The sequence below is a fragment of the Streptomyces sp. NPDC107528 genome (assembly GCF_055639295.1).
On the sequence record NZ_JBVKAV010000003.1, the window covers coordinates 282,592 to 300,504 of the forward strand.

Below are 17,913 nucleotides of genomic sequence, written 5' to 3' on the forward strand. Positions count from 1 at the left end.
GGGGGCCGGGCATCCGTACGGTGCGTTTCCGGCCCCGCACGCAATGGGCGCGGCCGCGCGGACATGCATGCAGCCGGGGCGGGCAGGAGAGGCCCAACCTGCTTTCCACCTAAGGCGGCACCGTGAGGTCCTGCGTGAACGTCCCCGAAGCACCCGCCTGCAGCACGAACACACCGGAGGTCACAGCTGACCTGCCGCGGATCGAGGACGGTGGCAAGGTCACTCCCAAGGACGCGAACCGGGGCAGCCGCGACACGGAGGACATCATCCGGTCGGCACCATCGGCCTGATCAAGGCCGTCAACCGATTCGACCTCTCCCGCGAGGTCGAGTTCGGATGCGCTTCGGCCAGGAGATGACCCAGGCGGAGATCGGGCGCGAACTGCGTCTGTCGCACATGCACATCTCCCGCCTGCTCACCCGCACCCTTACCAAGCTGCGCATCGGTCCCCTCCCCTCATGACCTCCCTGCTCCGCTCGCCCCCACCGAAAGAGGCCCTGGCGTGAATGCCGAGCACGATCCACTGCGTCAGCCCGCCGCGCCCGTTGTCACCGAGCCGGTGCCGGACGTGCAGCTGCAGATGCTGGTACGACTGATCGGGCAGGACGCGCAGGCCGCCCTGCCGATCACCCTTGTCGTCGGGGGCTGCTTCCTCCACGGTGACCTGGTCTCCCACGAGAGTTGGCGCGCCGACTGGGCGCGCAGCCTGCGCGGCGTCGACGGGCCCGGCGCCCAGTTGCTGGAACGGTTCCCGGAGCAGGTGGACGAAGCAGTCGCCGACAAGCAGGGCAACGGGGTCGCGCAGCGGCTGCCGCAGTGGATCCATCTGCGTGACGCCACCGGAACGGCCGCATCGGGCCGTCCCGTGGTCATGCCCCTGTGGCGCGGCCGGCTCGCGGATGTATCCGGCTGGTCCCTGGGCAGGCCCGAGTAACCGCCGAGGACGAGCGCCATCGGCAACGCGCTGCACCGGCTTCTTCTCTCGCCCGCCATCACGGGCCGGCGACCTGTGCGGGGCTCGTTCGGCGCTGCGATGATGGAAGAAGCGCTCTGCGAGGATGTGCCGCATGACTGTACGCAGCAGAAACCATGTGACGGTGTCCGGCCGTACCGGGGCGCCGGTGGTGATGCTGGCGCACGGGTTCGGGTGCGACCAGAACATGTGGCGGCTGGTGGTACCGCTTCTGGAGCGCGACTTCACCGTGGTGCTCTTCGACCATGTGGGGGCCGGACGGTCCGATCTGTCGGCGTGGAGCGAGGAGCGCTATTCCACGCTGGACGGCTATACCGAGGACGTGCTGGAGATCTGCCGTGATCTGGCGCTCGGCCCGGTGACGTTCGTGGGGCACTCGGTGAGCGCGATGATGGGCGTCCTGGCGGCGGCGCGCGAGCCGGAGGCATTCGCCGGTCTGGTGCTGCTCGCCCCGTCGCCGTGTTTCATCGACGATCCCGGCGCCGGATATCGCGGCGGGTTCAGCGCCGAGGACATCGACGAACTCCTCGGCTCCTTGGAAGCGAACTATCTGGGCTGGTCGGGCGCCATGGCTCCGGTGATCATGGGGAATCCCGACCGGCCGGAACTGGGCGAGGAACTGACCAACAGCTTCTGCCGGACCGACCCGGAGATCGCCCGCGTCTTCGCCCGCGTGACGTTTCTGTCCGACAACCGCGACGATCTCGTCAAAGTCACCGTTCCCACCCTGGTCGCGCAGTGCTCCAACGACGCGATTGCGCCTCCGGAGGTCGGGGCGTTCGTGCGGTCCCGGATATTTGGGAGCCGGCTGGTCACCCTGAACGCGACCGGGCACTGCCCCCAGCTCGCCGCACCGGAGGAGACGGCCGCCGCGATCATCGATTTCGTCCAAGCCGCGCGATGATGTGCAAGACCGGCGACGGAGCGAGCGGTGAGCTTCCACTGCCCGGGGAACCGCACGGTGCCGACCGCGCGGCCTTCTCCGCGCTGCTGGAAGACAGCGCCGAGGATCTGTACGAGCATGCGCCGTGCGGCTACCTCTCCACGCTGCTCGACGGCACCATCGCGAAGGTCAACACGACGCTGCTGGACTGGCTCGGTCACGCCCGCGGTGACCTGGTCGGCCGCAGAACGTTCTCCGACCTGCTCACCGTGGGAGGCCGCCTTTACCACGAGACGCACTTCGCCCCGCTGCTGCGCATGCAGGGCCAGGTCCGCGGCATCGCGCTGGAGCTGAAGGCAGCCGACGGCTCCCGGCTGCCCGTCCTGATCACCTCGACGGTGAAGACGGGCCCCGACGGGGAGCCCCTGCTGATCCGCACGACCGTCTTCGACGCCCGTGACCGCCGGGCCTACGAGACGGAACTGCTGCGCGCCCGCAAGCAGGCGGAACACGAACGCGAAGAGCTCAAGCGCCTCAACGCCACCCTGCAGCAGACCCTGCTGCCCCCGGCGCTGGTGAGCGTGCCCGGACTGGACGTGTCCGCGTACTACCACATCGCCTCCACCGACATGGTCGGCGGCGACTTCTACGACCTCTTCCCGCTCGCCGGCGGGACGTGGGGACTGTTCCTGGGCGACGTATGCGGCAAGGGCGCCGCCGCGGCCGCCGTCACCTCCCTGGCCCGCTACACCCTGCGCGCCGCCGCCGTCTACGACCCGGACCCGGCCGCCGTCCTGAGCAACCTCAACACCGTCCTCAACCACGAATACAACGGCACCGACCCCCGGTTCTGCACCGTGATCTTCGGACTGCTCACCCCCGACACCGATGAGGGCGGCTTCCGGATCACCCTGGCCGCCGGTGGCCACCCCCCGGCACTGCTGATGCGCGCGGACGGCAGCGCCCGTTATCTGCCCACGCCCGGCGGACAGCTCATCGGTGTGCTGTCCGACGCCCACATCGCGACCACCACCGTCCACCTGGAGGCGGGTGACACCCTGTTGCTCCACACGGACGGCCTCACCGAAGCCCACACCGCTTCGGACAAGGACGACGACCGCTACGGCGACGAAGCCCTCCTCGACTTCGCCCAGTCCCTTGCGCCCGCCACCGCGGCCACCACCGTCGCCGCGATCCGCGACCTGCTCGACAGCTTCGGCACCGGCGTCGACGACGACACCGCCGTCCTGGCCATCAGCGTGCCCCGACTCACCAGTGAAGAGCAGCAGTGAGCCACCTCGCCATCCACACCCGAACCACCACCGCCGGGCCCGTCATGGAACTGAACGGCGAACTCGACTACGACAGTTGCACCCAGGTGCGCGACCTGCTGCCCCACCTGACTCTTGAGCCGGGCCGGCAACTGGTCATCGACCTGACCGGCATCACCTTCTGCGACTCCAGCGGCATCACCGCCCTCATCGCCGCCCGCAACCACGCCGCCGCCGCGCACGCCGGCATCGTCCTGGCAGCAGTCCCCCACCCCATCAGCCGTATCTTCAGCATGGTCGGTCTGGACCAGGTCTTCGCCACCCATCCCACCGCGCAGGCAGCCGAAGCAGCCTGGACACCCCCCGCACCCCGCCCCTGACCGAGTAGGGGTGCAGGTCAGACCCAAGCCGTCACCGGCACGAACGAACTGTCCTGCCGGAACAGCTCCGTCCCGTCCGCCCGTTCCACCCGCAGCTGATAGCTGTAGTGGCGCAGGTAGTACCCGGGGTAGTTGTACGACTCGAAGCGGAGCGAGCCGCTCGATGTGCCCGTGCGGGCAACGAACGTGGCGTCTCTCGCGAACGTCGACGTGCCGTCGTTGGTGTCGAAGCGGGCTCGGAAGTCCCAGTGGCGGAGGTACTTGCCGGACGAGTCCCGGAAGGAGCAGCCGTTCGCGTCGGCCAGGCCGGGCACCACCGTGAAGGTCGATGACTGCTTCTCGGCGGTCGTGCTGGAGCCGCTGACCACCGGGAGGTCGAGCAGGGAGGACTGTGCCTGCCAGTAGCGGGTGGTGTAGTTGGCCGACTGGAAGGAACGGGTGACGTTCTTCGCCAGGGCCGGGCCGCCCGAGACGGTCTCCTTGATGACCGTGAAGTGGCGGGCCGTTCCGGAGACGGCGGGCAGGGCGGCCGGGTCCGACCAGGTCGCGAAGGTGTCGTAGCTGTCGCTGTAGTAGTACGTGCCGTCACCGTAGCCGTCGAAGAAGAGCCGCCAGCCGCCGTTGTCGAGCTGGACGAGTGCGGGGCCCTCGCGGTAGCTGCCCCAGCCCGCCCAGTCGCCGGTGCGGGAGATCGTGTAGGGGCCGGTGAGGCTCGACGCCGTGGCGTACTCGATGTACTTCGTCGTCTCGTTCTTGGTGAAGGCGTGGTAGGTCGAGCCCAGCTTCACGATGAACGTGTCGATGTGGTTCGCGCCGATGCCGGACAGTGCCACCGGTGAACTCCACGCCGTGAGAGCGGAGTTCGTGGCCCTCAGCAGATACGGCGTGAAGATCCACTCGTCGTTGGTGGTCGAGCAGGACACGATGACGTTCACGCTGCCGTCGCTGTCGACGAACCACTCCGGCGCCCACGCGCGGGAGAGGCCCGCGATCGGGACGGTGTAGTCGTACAGGAACGTCCAGTTGAGCCGGTCGGTGCTGCGGGCGAAGCCGATGGTGGTGCTGGTGTCCTGCCAGGTGTGGGTCGTGTAGGTGACGTAGTAGTAGCCGTTGGTGTGCTTGATGATGCTCGCGTCGCGAATGCGGTTGCTCGGCGGCGTGTAGGCGGAGGCCTTCGCCAGACGGAAGTCGGTGGCGTCGTCCGACTGGTAGACGTTCACGGTCCCGTCGTTGCTGTTCAGGAACGGCACGATCGTGTACCGGGTGGCCGTGCCGCTCGGCGGTGCGGCGGCCAGGGCGGTACCGAGCAGTCCGGGAGCTTCACCCAGCGCGAGGGCCGAGGCGGGCAGGACGGCCATCGCGCGCAGCAGGGTGCGGCGGGACGGTCTGGACGGCGGTGGGGTCACGGCGGCTCTCCATGACGTTCAGGGATTCAGGGGCTCAGGGGCTCACACGGCCTACACCTGTGTGCGAAATACCGAACACAGTTCGGTGAGGCGATCAGACGGTAGAGGTGGGACCAGGCCTCGTCAATGCTTCGCGCACGAAGCGGGAGAGGCCTGTGGGAAGCCTGTACTCCGTCGGCGCTCCCCCAATCGGACTCCCCCCGTTTCCGAAGTCGTTCCACCGGCGGGCCCCGGAGGTTACTGTTCGGTAGACAACGTCGTCCCGGAGGTGCCCGTATGACACCCGACCGTGCCGTAGGCCTCGCCGAGTCCGCCCGTGCGCTGGCCGACGGGGAGGTGACGTCGCAGACGCTCGTCGCGGAGGCGCTCGCGCGGATCGAGGCGACCCAGGGGTCCCTCAACGCCTTCCGGGTGGTCCGGGGCGAGGCCGCCCTCGCCGAGGCGAAGGCCGCCGACGCGGAACTCGCCGCCGGCGGACGTCGACCCCTGCTGGGCGTACCGGTCGCGGTGAAGGACGACATGGACGTGGCGGGCGAGCCGACCGCGTTCGGCTGCTGCGGCGAGTTCCCTCCGGTCGCCGAGGACGGTGAGGCGGTACGGCGGCTGCGCGCGGCCGGGGCGGTGATCGTGGGCAAGACGAACACCTGCGAGCTGGGGCAGTGGCCGTTCACCGAGGGACCGGCCTTCGGCGCGACCCGCAACCCGTGGCACTCGGACCACACGCCGGGGGGCTCGTCCGGCGGTTCGGCGGCCGCCGTGGCCGCCGGTCTGGTGCCCGCCGCGCTCGGCTCGGACGGCGCCGGTTCGGTGCGGATCCCGGCATCGTGGACGCATCTGATCGGCATCAAGCCGCAGCGCGGACGTGTCTCCACCTGGCCGCGCGGCGAGTCCTTCCAGGGCATCACGGTCAACGGCACCCTCGCCCGTACGGTGGCCGACGCGGCCCTCCTGCTGGACGCCGCCGCCGGCAACCACGACCTCGACCCGCACCGCCCGCCCGCGGTGGACGCCTCGGAGGCGGTCGGCCGCGAACCCGGACGGCTGCGCATCGCGCTCTCCCTGAAGCCGCCGTTCACCGCTCTGCCCGCCCGGCTGCAGCCGGAGGTACGGGCCAGGGTCGTCCGACTCGCCGAGAAACTGAGCGCGTTGGGGCACTACGTCGAGGAGGCCGATCCGCCGTACGGCCAGATCGGGCTGACCTTCATCCCGCGTGCGACGGTGGGCATCGCCGAGTGGGCGAGCGCGGCGCCCTTCCCCGCGCTGCTCGACCGGCGCACCCGGGACGCCGCCCGGCTGGGCCGGCTCCTCGGCGGGGTCCCGCTGCGGGCGGCCCGGCGCGCGGAGGCGGTGCTGCACCGTCGTATCGGCGCGTTCTACGAGTCGTACGACGTGGTCCTCGCGCCCACAACGGCCGCTCCCCCGCCCCGTATCGGCGCGATGCTCGAACTCGGCGGTTTCGCCACCGACCGGGCCATGATCGCCGCATGTCCCTACGCGTGGCCGTGGAACGTGCTGGGCTGGCCCGGTGTGAACGTCCCGGCCGGGTTCGTGGACGGTCTGCCCGTAGGCGCCCAGTTGCTCGGGCCGGCGAACAGCGAGCCCCTGCTGATCTCGCTGGCCGCGCAGTTGGAGGCGGAGCTGCGCTGGCACGAGCTGTGGCCGCCGCAGCAGGGCGAGACCGTTCCCGCCCCGGTCGTCTGAGCGGACGCAGGACCTACCCTGTGACAATGGACGATGCGTCGATGGTCGGGCTCATGGGGCGGGTCACCGGCACGGTGGGACCCGGGCTCGTCGGCGAGGTGATCGTGCGGGTGCGCGGCGGCGCCGAGCACTTCCTCGCCTATCCGGCCACCGGCAGCGACCGTATCGAACGCGGCACGGTGGTGATGGTGGTGGAGTACCAGCCGCCGCGGACCGTCTACGTCCAGGCTGCATACGACAGTTGAGCCCGCTCCTTCGCAGGTGAGAGCCGTCTGCGTCAAGGTTGCGGCAAGGATGCGTCAACCCCTGTACCTGCGTGGCGCACAGGCGCACACTCCCATTCGTTCGGTGCCGAAAGGGCACCATCCAAAGGGGGCGTATGCCGATGGTTGTCGGCGTCGTTGCGGGGGTGGCGGTAGCCGCCGTCCTCGTTCTGATCGGTCTGTTCAAGATGATGTGGCGGGTCGCCGAACCCAACGAGGCGCTGGTCATCTCCGGTTCCAAGCACCGCACCGAGGGCCTAGAGGAGGGCATGGGCTTTCGGATCGTCACCGGGCGGGGCACGCTGGTGCTGCCCGGGGTGCAGGCGGTGCGCAAGCTGTCGCTCGACCTGAACGAGACCGAGTTGCAGGTGGACTGTGTGACGCACCAGGGCATTCCGCTGAAGGTGCGGGGCGTGGTCATATTCAAGGTGGGCGACGACTTCGTGTCGATCGCCAACGCGGCCCGTCGTTTCCTGGACCAGCAGAAGCTGATGTCGGAGCGGGTGCACAACGTCTTCGCCGGTCATCTGCGGTCCATCGTGGGCGGGTTGACCGTGGAGGACATGATCCGCGACCGGGAGAAGCTGACCGGGCAGACGCGGGCCGCGTGCGGTACCGAGATGGAGAAGCTCGGGCTCATCGTCGACTCGCTGCAAATCCACGAGATCGAGGACCCCACCGGGTACATCCAGAACCTGGCCATGCCGCACGCGGCGGCCGTGCAGCGGGACGCGCGGATCGCGCAGGCCGAGGCGAACCGGCTCGCCACCGAGGCGGAGCAGCAGAGTTACGCGCGGATGGCCGAGGCGACCCGGGACAGCGAGATCCTCCAGGCCGGATACCAGGCCGAGCGCGACAAGGCGGGCGCCAAGGCCCGGCAGGCCGGTCCGCTCGCCGACGCGGCGGCCCGGCAGGAGGTCGTCGTCCAGGAGACCCGCGTCGCCGAACTGGAGGCGCACCGGCGGGAACAGCAGCTCCAGGCCGACGTCCGCAAACCCGCCGACGCGCAGGCCTACGAGAAGCGCACCCTGGCCGAGGCCGAGCGCGACGCGCGGATCTCGGCGGCGCAGGCCAAGGCGAAGGAGACGGAGCTGGCAGCCGCCGCCGAGGCGACCCGGGTCAAGACGGCGGCCGGCGCCGAGGCCGAGGCGACCAAGGCGCGCGGCACGGCGACGGCCGCCGCGACTCGCGCCACCGGCGAGGCGGAGGCCGCCGCCGCACAGGCCAAGGGCCTCGCGCAGGCCGAAGCGGCCAAGGCCAAAGGGCTCGCGGAGGCGGAGGCCATCAAGGCCCGGGCCGCCGCCCTCGCCGAGAACCAGGAGGCCGTGGTCGCGCAGCAACTCGCCGAGAACTGGCCGGAGATCGTCCGGGCCGGCGCGTCCGCCTTCGGCAGCGTCGACAACATGGTGCTGCTCAACGGCGCCGACGGCATGGCGGACATGTTCGCCAAGGCGCTCACCATGGGCGGTACGGGACTGGGGCTGGCCCGCCGGCTGCTCGCGTCGATGAACCAGAACGGGCAGGTGCCGAACGAGGGTTCTTCGCTCAACGGGCTCGCCCAGAAGGTGCCTGGACGAGAAGTGACCAGTCGCGAGAAGTGACCCGGTGCGAGAAGTGACCCGGCGGACGTGTTCGCGGGGGCAGCCTCTAGGGTGCCCCCGTGAGCATCTCCACCGATGGATACGTCCCGGGCCGGTTCGGCCCCTCCGCCACGACCGAGGCCGATCCCCGCAAGGTCGGCAAGGTGCGCACCGAGTACTCCCCCGCGCACGACGGCGACCCCGACCCCGGGGAGATCGTCTGGACCTGGGTGCCCTTCGAGGAGAACGACGGGCGGGGCAAGGACCGGCCGGTGCTCGTGGTGGCCCGGGAGCCCGGCGGGACGTTCCTCGCGGTGCAGCTGTCCAGCAAGCGGCACGACGGGGACCGTGAGTGGGTCGCCATCGGCAGCGGGCCGTGGGACCGGACGGGGCGCGACTCCTGGGTCGACGTGGACCGCATCCTCCGCCTGCACGAACAGGGCATGCGCCGGGAGGCGTGCGCCCTGGACCGCGGGCGGTTCAACCTGGTCAGGCACCGGCTGCACGAGCGCTACGGCTGGACCTGAGCGCTACCGCTGGAGCTGCCCCTCGGGGAACGCCCGGACGAACGCGGCTCGCACCGGGCTGTCCGGCGTGCGGTCCAGGATGCCGAACACCACGTGCTCGAAGGCCCCGGCGAACCGCCCGCCGGGCGTGAGCAGCCCCCGGAACGCGCCTGCCACCTGCGCCGGGTCGTTCTGGAACACTCCGCAGCCCCAGGCACCGAGCACCAGGCGTCGGTACCCGTGCACCAGGGCCGTCTCCAGCACCCGCTCGGCCCGGGTCGCGAGGGCGCCCGGCAACTCGGCCGTGCGCTGCGGGGCCGTACGCCGGATGACGCCCGCGTTCGGTGCGGCGGCTGTCAGGAAGCCCGCCAGGTACGGGGCGTCCAGCAGGCTGCCGCGGTCGTCGCGGAAGACGGGCACGCCGGGTGAGTGGATGACACGGTCGGTGTAGAACGGGTCGCGGTGGGCCCGATGGTGGTCATAGAACGCGCGGGCGCCGAGCAAGGCGGTGTACAGCGCCGAGGCGCGGCACAGGGCTTCCTCCTGGGCCTGGGCGCCGTTCAGATAGCCGCCTCCGGGGTTGCGGGCCGAGGCGAAGTTCAGTACGGCTGTCCAGGCCCCGAGGCGACGGGCCGCCTCCAGGCTGCTCTCGCCCGTGACCTCGAAGAACGTCTCCCCTTCAGGGTCCTGAGGAACCGGCACCGGCACCGGGTCCGGCCCGTACATCCGGGTGCCCTCCCGCGCCGCCTCGATCGCCGCCGCGAGGGACACCTCGCAGCCGTCCGGCGCGCGGTACCTCCCCGCCGCCACGATCTCTTGCGTCTGCTGCGCGATGCCGCGCAGGCGCGCGCTCATGGCGCCACCCCCGTGCGCGCCATGACCGTGCGACCGCGTCGGCTGCACGCGATCTCCCCCGTCGTGCTCATGCAGGCATCCTGAGCGATGCTGGTCATGCGGTGCAACAGAATTTCCCGGGCCGACAGCCGACCGAGAACGCTGGGGAAAGCCCCCGCCAACGCCCGGAGAGCAAAGATTACGCACCCGGAACATGCCGGTTCGCGCCCTTGTGCGAAGCGACGCGAGGGTCTTGGGTGGGACGAGTGTGCCGGCCCGCCCACAAGGTCCGGGCCGGGTGGCATCTGGACTCTCAGGAGGATCCACGACATGTCAGATTCGGTGAGCGACTGTACGGAGCAGCCGCGCTCCGCAGTCACCGAAGCCGAGGTGGAGGCCCTGGTCAGGGGCATCTGCTTCAAGACGGGCCCGCCCCGCGCCCTCGGGGTCGAAGTGGAATGGCTCGTCCATGAGCTGCGCGGCCCGCAGCTCCCCGTGACACCCGAACGACTCGAAGCGGCCTACGCCGCACTACGGACCGTGCCCCTGAGGTCGGCGCTCACCGTCGAACCCGGCGGTCAGCTGGAGCTGAGCTCCCCGCCCGCCGCCTCGCTGATGGAGTGCATCGGTACCGTCTCCGCCGACCTCGACGCCGCCCGCGCGGTGCTGCGCGAGCACAGCCTCGGTCTGGTCGGCATGGGCAATGATCCCTGGCACTCGCCCCGCCGTTTCCTGCGCCAGCCGCGCTATGACGCCATGGAGGCGTACCTGGACCGGGCAGGCCCGGCCGGCCGCGCCATGATGTGCACCTCGGCTTCCGTTCAGGTGTGCCTGGACTCCGGATACGAGGAGCCCGGCCCGCTCGGGCACGGACGGCGCTGGTGGCTGGCACACCAGCTGGGCGCGGTTCTGGTCGCCGCCTTCGCCAACTCCCCACTGGCCGGGAACGAGCCCACGGGCTGGCTGTCCACCCGGCAGCTGCTGTGGATGGAGATAGGCCCGGGCCGCGCGGGCGCACCTCCGCTGGACGGCGACCCGCGGGTCGCCTGGGCGCGGCACGTCCTGGACGCGCCGGTGATGTGCGTGCGGCGGGACGGTGGCCCGTGGGACGTCCCGGACGGGCTGACGTTCCGGGAGTGGACCAGGTCGGGAGCGCCGAGGCCGCCGACGCAGGAGGACCTCGACTATCACCTGACGACACTGTTCCCGCCGGTCAGACCGCGGGGCCATCTGGAACTGCGCATGATCGACGCGCAGCCGGGCGAGGACGGGTGGATCGTGCCGCTCGCCGTGGCCACGGCTCTCTTCGACGACCCCGAGGCCGCCGAGACCGCCTACCGCGCGGTGAAGCCGCTGGCCGAGCGCGGCCTGTCGCTGCCCGCCCCGCACAATCCGCTGTGGCTCGACGCGGCCCGCTCGGGCCTCGCCGACCCGGAGTTGCAGGAGGTGGCGGACACCTGCTTCGCGGCAGCGCTGGAGGCCCTGCCCCGCCTGGGGGCCACGACCGAGGTCACGGACACCGTCGCGGCGTACCGGGACCGCTATGTCAGCAAGGGCCGCTGCCCCGCCGACGACCTGCTGGACGAGCTCTACGGCACGGACCGCACCCTGCACGGGAAGGACAACCGGACATGACCGACCCCGCCCACGACGCCGACACGCTCCGGGAGCGGGCACTGACCACCCTCACCACCGCCCGTGCCCGGACGACCCTGCTGACGTCCTGTGTCGAGGACCCCGACCTCACCGCCCAGCACTCGCCGCTGATGTCCCCGCTGGTGTGGGACCTCGCGCACATCGGCAACCAGGAGGAGCAGTGGCTGCTCCGGACGGTCGCCGGGCGGGAGGCGATGCGGCCCGAGATCGACGGCATCTACGACGCCTTCGAGCACCCTCGCGCCGCCCGCCCCACCCTGCCGCTGCTGCCGCCGACCGAGGCCCGTCACTACGCCTCCGAGGTGCGCGGACGGGTCCTGGACCTGCTGGAGAGCACCGCGTTCCACGGGACGCGGCTGACCGAGGCGGCCTTCGCCTTCGGGATGATCGCGCAGCACGAGCAGCAGCACGACGAGACGATGCTGATCACCCATCAGCTCCGCAAGGGCCCACAGGCCCTGACGGCGCCGGACCCGGAACCGGCGCCCCTGCTGACGGGACCGTCGGAAGTCCTGGTCCCCGGCGGCCCGTTCACGATGGGCACCTCGACCGAGCCGTGGGCGCTGGACAACGAACGCCCGGCGCACCGGCGCGAGGTGCCGCCGTTCTACATCGACACCACACCTGTGACGAACGCCGCGTACAAGGCGTTCATCGAGGACGGCGGCTACGACGACGACCGCTGGTGGACGCCGGAGGGCTGGGCGCACATCCGCGGGAACTCGATCCACGCGCCGCTGTTCTGGCGCCAGGACGGCAAGCAGTGGCTCCGCCGCCGCTTCGGCGTCACGGAGGTGGTGCCGCCCGACGAGCCCGTCCTGCACGTGTGCTGGTACGAGGCGGACGCCTACGCCCGCTGGGCCGGGCGCCGGCTGCCCACCGAGGCCGAGTGGGAGAAGGCCGCCCGCCACGACCCGGCCGGGGACCGCTCGATGCGCTACCCGTGGGGCGACGACGATCCCGGACCGGAGCACGCCAACCTCGGTCAGCGGCATCTGCGCCCCGCGCCCGCCGGCAGCTATCCGGAGGGCGAATCTCCGCTCGGTGTACGGCAGTTGATCGGGGATGTGTGGGAGTGGACGGCGAGCGACTTCCTGCCGTACCCGGGCTTCCAGGCGTTCCCGTACAAGGAGTACTCGGAGGTGTTCTTCGGGCCGGAGTACAAGGTGCTGCGCGGCGGCGCGTTCGCCGTGGACGCGGTGGCCTGCCGGGGCACCTTCCGCAACTGGGACTATCCGATCCGTCGGCAGATCTTCTCCGGGTTCCGTACGGCCCGGTCCGCGGGGGACGCCTGATGTGCCGTCACCTGGCCTATCTGGGCCCCGAGGAGCCGCTCGGCACACTCCTGGTGGACCCCCCGCACGGCCTGTACCGCCAGTCGTGGGCGCCTCGGCGGCAGCGGTACGGGACCGTCAACGCCGATGGTTTCGGGGTCGGTTGGTACGCGGAGGGCGACCCGGTGCCGGCGCGGTACCGCCGGGCCGGGCCCATCTGGGCGGATCCGTCCTTCGCCGATCTGGCCCGGGTCGTACGCAGCGGCGCGCTGCTGGCCGCCGTACGGGACGCGACGCTGCCGGGCGCCGATCAGGAGGCCGCGGCGGCGCCGTTCGCCGCGGGTCCCTGGCTGTTCAGCCACAACGGCGCGGTGAAGGGCTGGCCGGGCTCGCTCGCGCCGCTCGTCCCGACCCTGCCCGCGCTGGACGTGCTGTCGATGGAGGCCCGCAACGACTCGGCGCTCGTATGGGCGCTGGTCCTGGCGCGGTTGCGCGGCGGCGACGACGAGGGGCAGGCGCTGGCCGACACGGTCCTGGAGGTCGCCGAGGCGGCCCCCGGTTCCCGGCTCAACCTGCTGCTCACCAACGGTGAGACCATCGCCGCGACCGCCTGGGGCGACACCCTCTTCCATCTGACCCGGCCCGGCGACGGCACCGTCGTGGCCTCCGAGCCCTACGACGACGATCCGCACTGGCAGGAGGTCCCCGACCGGACCCTCCTGGTGGCGAGCGGCACCGACGTGCTGCTCACCCCGCTGAAGGATCCGAGCGACCCCCCGCAACCCTCCGCACCACCGAAGGAGCCCCGCACGTGAGTCCGTTCCTTCTCACTCGCACCCTGCCCGAGGACGCCACCGACGCCGCACTGCGCGCCGACGTCCTCAAGGGCCTGACGAGCACGCCCAAGACGCTGCCGCCGAAGTGGTTCTACGACGCGCAGGGCAGCGAACTGTTCGAGAAGATCACCGAGTTGCCCGAGTACTACCCGACGCGCGCCGAGCGGGAGATCCTCGTCGACCGGGCCGGCGAGATCGCCGCGGCCACCGGTGCCCGCACGCTGGTCGAACTGGGCTCCGGCTCCTCGGAGAAGACGCGGTACCTGATCGACGCGCTGACGGGACTGCACACCTACGTCCCCGTCGACGTCAGCGAGAGCGCGCTCACCCTGGCCGGGCATGCCCTCATCAAGGAGCGCCCGGAGCTGGACGTGCACGCGCTGATCGCCGACTTCACCGGCGGCCTGGCGCTGCCGGACACGCCGGGGCCCCGGCTGGTGGCGTTCCTCGGCGGCACGATCGGCAATCTGCTGCCGGCCGAGCGTGCCGCGTTCCTCGCCTCGGCGCGGTCCCTGCTCTCCCCGGGTGACGCGCTGCTGCTCGGCACGGATCTGGTCAAGGACGAGAGGGTCCTGGTCGAGGCGTACGACGACGCGGCCGGGGTGACGGCCGCGTTCAACAAGAACGTCCTGGCGGTGATCGACCGCGAGTTGGGCGCCGACTTCGATCCGGCCGCCTTCGACCACGTCGCGGTGTGGGACGCGCACCAGGAGTGGATCGAGATGCGGCTGCGTTCCCGTACGGCGCAGACGGTGAAGGTGCCCGCGCTGGGCCTCGCCGTCGACTTCGCGGCGGGCGAGGACATGCGCACCGAGGTGTCGGCGAAGTTCCGGAAGGAGGGTGTCCGCGCGGAACTCTCGGCGGCCGGGCTGGAGCTGGCGCACTGGTGGACGGACGTCGAGGGTCGCTTCGCGCTGTCACTCAGCGTGGCGCGGTGACGGACGGCTCGCGCGATGCCCCTCCTTGGGGCACCGTGGAGTGACGCGTGTGAGAGGAGCACCCACATGTCGAACCACACCTACCGGGTCACGGATATCGTCGGCACCTCGCCGGAGGGCGTGGACCAGGCCATCCGCAACGGCATCGAGCGTGCCTCACAGACGCTGCGCAACCTGGACTGGTTCGAGGTGACCGAGGTGCGCGGCCAGCTCGACGACGGGCAGATCGCGCACTGGCAGGTGACCATGAAGGTCGGCTTCCGCCTGGACGAGGCCGGGTAGCAGGCCCGGCGCCTCCCCTCAGGTCCGCCCCTCCCGCTCCTGCGCCACTTTCAGCGCCGCGGAGGGGGCGGACCAGCGTGCCCGTACGACGGTGAATCCGGCCCGTTCGGCGTCCTCGCAGACCAACTCGTCGTCGTCCACCAGGACCCGGATCTCGTGGGTCCGGGCGAGGCGGCGCAGGGTCTCCAGCTTGGTGCGCCGGGCGGGCCGCCGGTCGTCGTCGCGCCGCATGTACACGCGTCCCTCGGGCAGCCCGTGCGCGGCGAGCCAGTCGAGTGTGTCACGCCGGCAGCGCTCGGGCCGCCCGGTCAGATAGCGGACCTCGCACTCCTGCGCGCTCTCAAGCGCCAGCGCGACACCTTCCGCTAGGGGCGGGTCGTGCGGGGCGGCCGCGAAGAAGCCGTCCCAGTCACGCGGCTTGCGCTCCAGGAAGTGCTGACGGTGCGCCGTGTCGGCGAGGGTGTTGTCCAGGTCGAACACGGCGACGGGGCGGTCGTTGCTGTCGGTCACGTCCCTCACTCTAATCCGGGGCCCTGATGTGAAACGGTCCGACCCGAAGGCATGGTCCGGACTAATTCACCGAAAGCCGTTATCCGCGCGCTTCACCTGATCGCCGGAAAAACAAGAGGGCCGAATGCGCCACCGCGGGGCGGCAATTCACGTCGCCGGTTGATTGCTCAAAGAGAGCGCTGTCATACTCCGGCTTCTGGCTTTCGCCAACCGCCACCCGTCCCCATCAGGCCCGCACGCCCCAGTGTGTTCGGCATGCCGCAGCGAAGAAGGTGCGCCTGTGCCCGAGTTTTCACCATGGCACGACAATTCCCTCACATCCAATTCTCCGGTCAATGGTCCCGTACCGTACAAACGCATATCCGAAGACGCCGAATTCCACTCACTTCGCCGCGCCCAGCGCAGGTTCGGCGTGCGCGCGACGATCCTGTCGGTCGGCGGATTCCTGCTGTACGTACTGCTGTCGCACACCGCTCCGGCCCTGATGAACCAACGTCTGACCGGCAACCTCACCCTCGGCCTCGCGCTGGGTCTCGGCCAGTTCGTCGTGATGGGTGTGACGGCCTGGTGCTATGTACGGCACATGCGCACCCGGGTCGACCCGCTGGCCCGTGGCCTGGCCTCGCGCCTGCGGCAGCAGGAGCTGGGATCACCCCGCGCCGCGGCGCCGCACGGCGAGGCCGGGGGGCACCGCGCGTGGTGACCGTGTCCGCAGGCATCGTCGACAGGTTCAGCCTCAACCTGACGTTCGTGCTGTTCCTCACGGTGGTCGTGGTCACGCTGTTCATGGCGCTACTGACAGCCCCTCAGCGGGACGAGATCAGCGAGTTCTACCTCGGCAACCGCACCATGTCCCCGCTGCGCAACGGCCTCGCGATGTGCGGCGACTACCTGTCGGCCGCGACCCTGCTCGGCAGCACCGGACTGGTCGCGCTCAACGGCTACGACGGCCTGCTGTATCTCGGCGGCACCGTCGTCGCCTGGATGATGGTGCTGCTGCTCATCGCCGAACCCCTGCGCCGGGCGGGCAAGTTCACCCTTGGTGACACACTGGCCCTGCGACTGCCCCGGATGCAACGCCCGGTCAGGATCGCCGTCGCGATCTGCACCCTCGCCATCACGACGCTCTACCTCGTCGCCCAACTCGTCGGCAGCATCGCCTTGTTGACCCAGTTCACGGGCGAACCCAGCGCCGCGACACGGACCCTGTGCGTGATCGTGATCGGCACGGTCGTCATCGTGTACGCCGCGATCGGCGGCGCGCCCGGCGCCACCGTCATTCAGATCATCAAGGCGGTGATGCTGGTGGCGGGCGTGACGGTCACCGCCGTCATGGTGCTCAACCACTACGACTGGAACCCGGGCGCCCTGCTGTCCGCGGCCGCGAACCACAGCGGCACCGGCACCCAGTTCCTCGAACCCGGACTGCGCTACGGCGTCAGCACCACCAGCAAGCTCGACTTCTTCAGCCTGGAACTGGCGATCGTCCTGGGCCTCGCCGCACTCCCTCACGTGCTGATGCGCCTGCTCGCGCCGCGCAGGATCGACGTACTGCGCTCCTCCGTCGTATGGGCGGTGGGCCTGGTCGGTCTGGTCTGCCTCGCGGCCGGCGTGCTCGGCCTCGGCGCCACCGCCATCGTCGGCCGGGAGACCATCGCGGAGACGGACCACAAGGGCGACTCGGCCGTCCTTCTCCTCGCAAACGCCCTGGGCGGCGGCATCCTCACCGCGCTGCTGTCCTGCCTCGCGTTCGTCACGCTGCTCGCGGTCGCGGCCGGCCTCACCCTCGCCGCCGCCTCGTCCCTCGCCCACGACCTGTACGGCGAGGTGATCCGCAAGGGGCGTGCGAGCGAGACCGAGGAGCTGATGGTCGCCCGGCTGTCCGCGGTCGTCATCGGCGTCCTCGCCATGATGCTCGCCCTCGTCTCCTGGGGCGCCAACACAGCGACGCTCGCCTTCCTCGCCTTCGCGATGGCGGCGTCCGCGATCCTGCCGACGATCGTGTACACCCTCTTCTGGCGCCGCTTCACGGGCCAGGGGGCGCTGCTCAGCCTCTGGGGCGGCCTGGTGTGCTCGGTCCTGCTGGTGCTGTTCTCCCCGGTGGTCTCCGCCAGCCCCGGCTCCTTCTACCCGGACTCGGACTTCGCCTGGTTCCCGCTCCAGAACCCCGGCATCGTCTCCATCCCCGCGGGCTTCTTCCTCGGCTGGCTCGGCACGGTGCTGAGCCACCGCCGACAACCCCGGGACGACGCCGCCTACGAGGAGTTCGAGGTACGGATGCTGGTGGGCGCCAGCGAGTGACTCCCAGGAGCAGCGCTCCCGCGCGGGCATGACCGGCGGACGCAATTGTTAATGGGATCCATTTTCATATAGCCTCCTCGGTGTTCACCCACCGAGGAGGTCCGTCATGGCTGTCCCCAAGCGGAAGATGTCCCGCAGCAACACCCGCCACCGCCGCGCCCAGTGGAAGGCGAACACACCGCAGCTCGTGCCCGTCACCATCGCGGGCGTCAGCCACCTCGTGCCGCAGCACCTGGTGAAGGCGTACGAGCGCGGGCTGCTGCGCCCCGAGGGCTGACCAGGGTGGACGTAGGCCGACTCCCCCGCCGCCGTCCTGCCT

At 70.7% G+C, this 17,913-nt stretch carries 19 protein-coding genes and 2 pseudogenes; 18 read left to right on the plus strand and 3 right to left on the minus strand.

The genetic code is table 11. The features are described 5' to 3' along the window. Positions 1 to 134 precede the first annotated feature (134 nt). From ACZ7L5_RS11090 to ACZ7L5_RS11115, 6 genes and pseudogenes are all read left to right on the plus strand, one after another. A pseudogene (locus tag ACZ7L5_RS11090) lies at positions 135 to 334 on the plus strand (RNA polymerase sigma factor SigF); the annotation flags it as partial. Then, positions 331 to 462 (plus strand): annotated as a pseudogene (locus ACZ7L5_RS11095) (sigma factor-like helix-turn-helix DNA-binding protein); the annotation flags it as partial. The pseudogenes ACZ7L5_RS11090 and ACZ7L5_RS11095, both read left to right, overlap by 4 nt. 40 nt (positions 463 to 502) lie before the next feature. Then, positions 503 to 934, plus strand: a complete 432-nt coding sequence (locus ACZ7L5_RS11100; protein ID WP_328877693.1) for a hypothetical protein — start codon at positions 503 to 505, stop codon at positions 932 to 934. A gap of 133 nt (positions 935 to 1,067) precedes the next feature. Continuing rightward, positions 1,068 to 1,877, plus strand: a complete 810-nt coding sequence (locus ACZ7L5_RS11105; protein ID WP_471516285.1) for an alpha/beta fold hydrolase — start codon at positions 1,068 to 1,070, stop codon at positions 1,875 to 1,877. Then, entirely contained in the window at positions 1,877 to 3,148 is a 1,272-nt protein-coding gene (locus tag ACZ7L5_RS11110) for a PP2C family protein-serine/threonine phosphatase (RefSeq protein WP_471516744.1), read from the plus strand. Before ACZ7L5_RS11105 ends, ACZ7L5_RS11110 begins: the two co-directional genes overlap by 1 nt. Beyond that, complete coding sequence (locus ACZ7L5_RS11115) at positions 3,145 to 3,507, plus strand: STAS domain-containing protein (RefSeq protein ID WP_328877695.1); 363 nt, start codon at positions 3,145 to 3,147, stop codon at positions 3,505 to 3,507. The genes ACZ7L5_RS11110 and ACZ7L5_RS11115 overlap by 4 nt, the downstream gene beginning before the upstream one ends. Positions 3,508 to 3,524: 17 nt before the next feature. Here the strand turns inward: ACZ7L5_RS11115 and ACZ7L5_RS11120 are convergent, their stop codons facing one another. After that, positions 3,525 to 4,865: a glycoside hydrolase family 43 protein gene (locus ACZ7L5_RS11120; RefSeq protein WP_471516745.1), complete on the minus strand. Its 1,341-nt coding sequence runs from the start codon at positions 4,863 to 4,865 to the stop codon at positions 3,525 to 3,527. A gap of 324 nt (positions 4,866 to 5,189) precedes the next feature. Here ACZ7L5_RS11120 and ACZ7L5_RS11125 point away from each other — a divergent pair, with 324 nt between their 5' ends. The 4 genes from ACZ7L5_RS11125 to ACZ7L5_RS11140 all read left to right on the plus strand — a co-directional run bounded on the left by ACZ7L5_RS11125 (position 5,190) and on the right by ACZ7L5_RS11140 (position 8,984). After that, positions 5,190 to 6,614, plus strand: a complete 1,425-nt coding sequence (locus ACZ7L5_RS11125; protein WP_471516287.1) for an amidase — start codon at positions 5,190 to 5,192, stop codon at positions 6,612 to 6,614. A gap of 26 nt (positions 6,615 to 6,640) precedes the next feature. Continuing rightward, positions 6,641 to 6,859 carry a hypothetical protein gene (locus tag ACZ7L5_RS11130; protein ID WP_244363070.1) on the plus strand — a complete coding sequence of 73 codons (219 nt, stop codon included), beginning with the start codon at positions 6,641 to 6,643 and terminating at the stop codon, positions 6,857 to 6,859. 134 nt (positions 6,860 to 6,993) lie between these two features. After that, the gene (locus ACZ7L5_RS11135) at positions 6,994 to 8,478 is read left to right on the plus strand and encodes an SPFH domain-containing protein (protein WP_471516289.1); all 1,485 of its coding nucleotides are present in this window, start codon (positions 6,994 to 6,996) and stop codon (positions 8,476 to 8,478) included. Between the two features lie 59 nt (positions 8,479 to 8,537). Beyond that, a complete protein-coding gene (locus tag ACZ7L5_RS11140) occupies positions 8,538 to 8,984 on the plus strand; it encodes a type II toxin-antitoxin system PemK/MazF family toxin (RefSeq protein WP_471516291.1) in 447 nt (148 codons plus the stop codon). A 3-nt stretch (positions 8,985 to 8,987) separates the two neighbouring features. Here ACZ7L5_RS11140 and ACZ7L5_RS11145 read toward each other — a convergent pair whose 3' ends face one another. Further along, positions 8,988 to 9,818, minus strand: a complete 831-nt coding sequence (locus ACZ7L5_RS11145; protein WP_471516292.1) for a TIGR02452 family protein — start codon at positions 9,816 to 9,818, stop codon at positions 8,988 to 8,990. A gap of 309 nt (positions 9,819 to 10,127) precedes the next feature. On the opposite strand from ACZ7L5_RS11145, the gene egtA reads away from it, so the two are divergent. The 5 genes from egtA (at position 10,128) to ACZ7L5_RS11170 (ending at position 14,783) form a co-directional block, all read left to right on the plus strand. Further along, positions 10,128 to 11,432 (plus strand): ergothioneine biosynthesis glutamate--cysteine ligase EgtA, encoded by a 1,305-nt coding sequence (egtA, locus tag ACZ7L5_RS11150; protein WP_471516294.1) that lies wholly within the window; start codon positions 10,128 to 10,130, stop codon positions 11,430 to 11,432. Then, entirely contained in the window at positions 11,429 to 12,748 is a 1,320-nt protein-coding gene (egtB, locus tag ACZ7L5_RS11155; protein ID WP_471516296.1) for an ergothioneine biosynthesis protein EgtB, read from the plus strand. The genes egtA and egtB overlap by 4 nt, the downstream gene beginning before the upstream one ends. Continuing rightward, the gene (gene egtC / locus ACZ7L5_RS11160; protein WP_471516299.1) at positions 12,748 to 13,542 is read left to right on the plus strand and encodes an ergothioneine biosynthesis protein EgtC; all 795 of its coding nucleotides are present in this window, start codon (positions 12,748 to 12,750) and stop codon (positions 13,540 to 13,542) included. Before egtB ends, egtC begins: the two co-directional genes overlap by 1 nt. Beyond that, positions 13,539 to 14,501, plus strand: a complete 963-nt coding sequence (gene egtD / locus ACZ7L5_RS11165) for an L-histidine N(alpha)-methyltransferase (protein ID WP_471516301.1) — start codon at positions 13,539 to 13,541, stop codon at positions 14,499 to 14,501. The genes egtC and egtD overlap by 4 nt, the downstream gene beginning before the upstream one ends. Positions 14,502 to 14,567: 66 nt before the next feature. Then, entirely contained in the window at positions 14,568 to 14,783 is a 216-nt protein-coding gene (locus tag ACZ7L5_RS11170; protein WP_328877705.1) for a dodecin, read from the plus strand. 18 nt (positions 14,784 to 14,801) lie between these two features. On the opposite strand, the gene ACZ7L5_RS11175 is transcribed toward ACZ7L5_RS11170, so the two are convergent. Further along, on the minus strand, positions 14,802 to 15,293 hold the full coding sequence (locus ACZ7L5_RS11175) for a phosphatase domain-containing protein (protein ID WP_471516303.1): 492 nt from the start codon (positions 15,291 to 15,293) through the stop codon (positions 14,802 to 14,804). Positions 15,294 to 15,573: 280 nt separating this feature from the next. Here ACZ7L5_RS11175 and ACZ7L5_RS11180 point away from each other — a divergent pair, with 280 nt between their 5' ends. The 3 genes from ACZ7L5_RS11180 to rpmF all read left to right on the plus strand — a co-directional run bounded on the left by ACZ7L5_RS11180 (position 15,574) and on the right by rpmF (position 17,871). Then, positions 15,574 to 15,996 (plus strand): DUF485 domain-containing protein, encoded by a 423-nt coding sequence (locus ACZ7L5_RS11180; RefSeq protein ID WP_471516305.1) that lies wholly within the window; start codon positions 15,574 to 15,576, stop codon positions 15,994 to 15,996. Continuing rightward, positions 15,990 to 17,594 carry a solute symporter family protein gene (locus ACZ7L5_RS11185; protein WP_471516307.1) on the plus strand — a complete coding sequence of 535 codons (1,605 nt, stop codon included), beginning with the start codon at positions 15,990 to 15,992 and terminating at the stop codon, positions 17,592 to 17,594. The genes ACZ7L5_RS11180 and ACZ7L5_RS11185 overlap by 7 nt, the downstream gene beginning before the upstream one ends. 106 nt (positions 17,595 to 17,700) lie before the next feature. Further along, positions 17,701 to 17,871, plus strand: a complete 171-nt coding sequence (gene rpmF / locus ACZ7L5_RS11190; protein ID WP_328877709.1) for a 50S ribosomal protein L32 — start codon at positions 17,701 to 17,703, stop codon at positions 17,869 to 17,871. Positions 17,872 to 17,913: the final 42 nt, after the last annotated feature.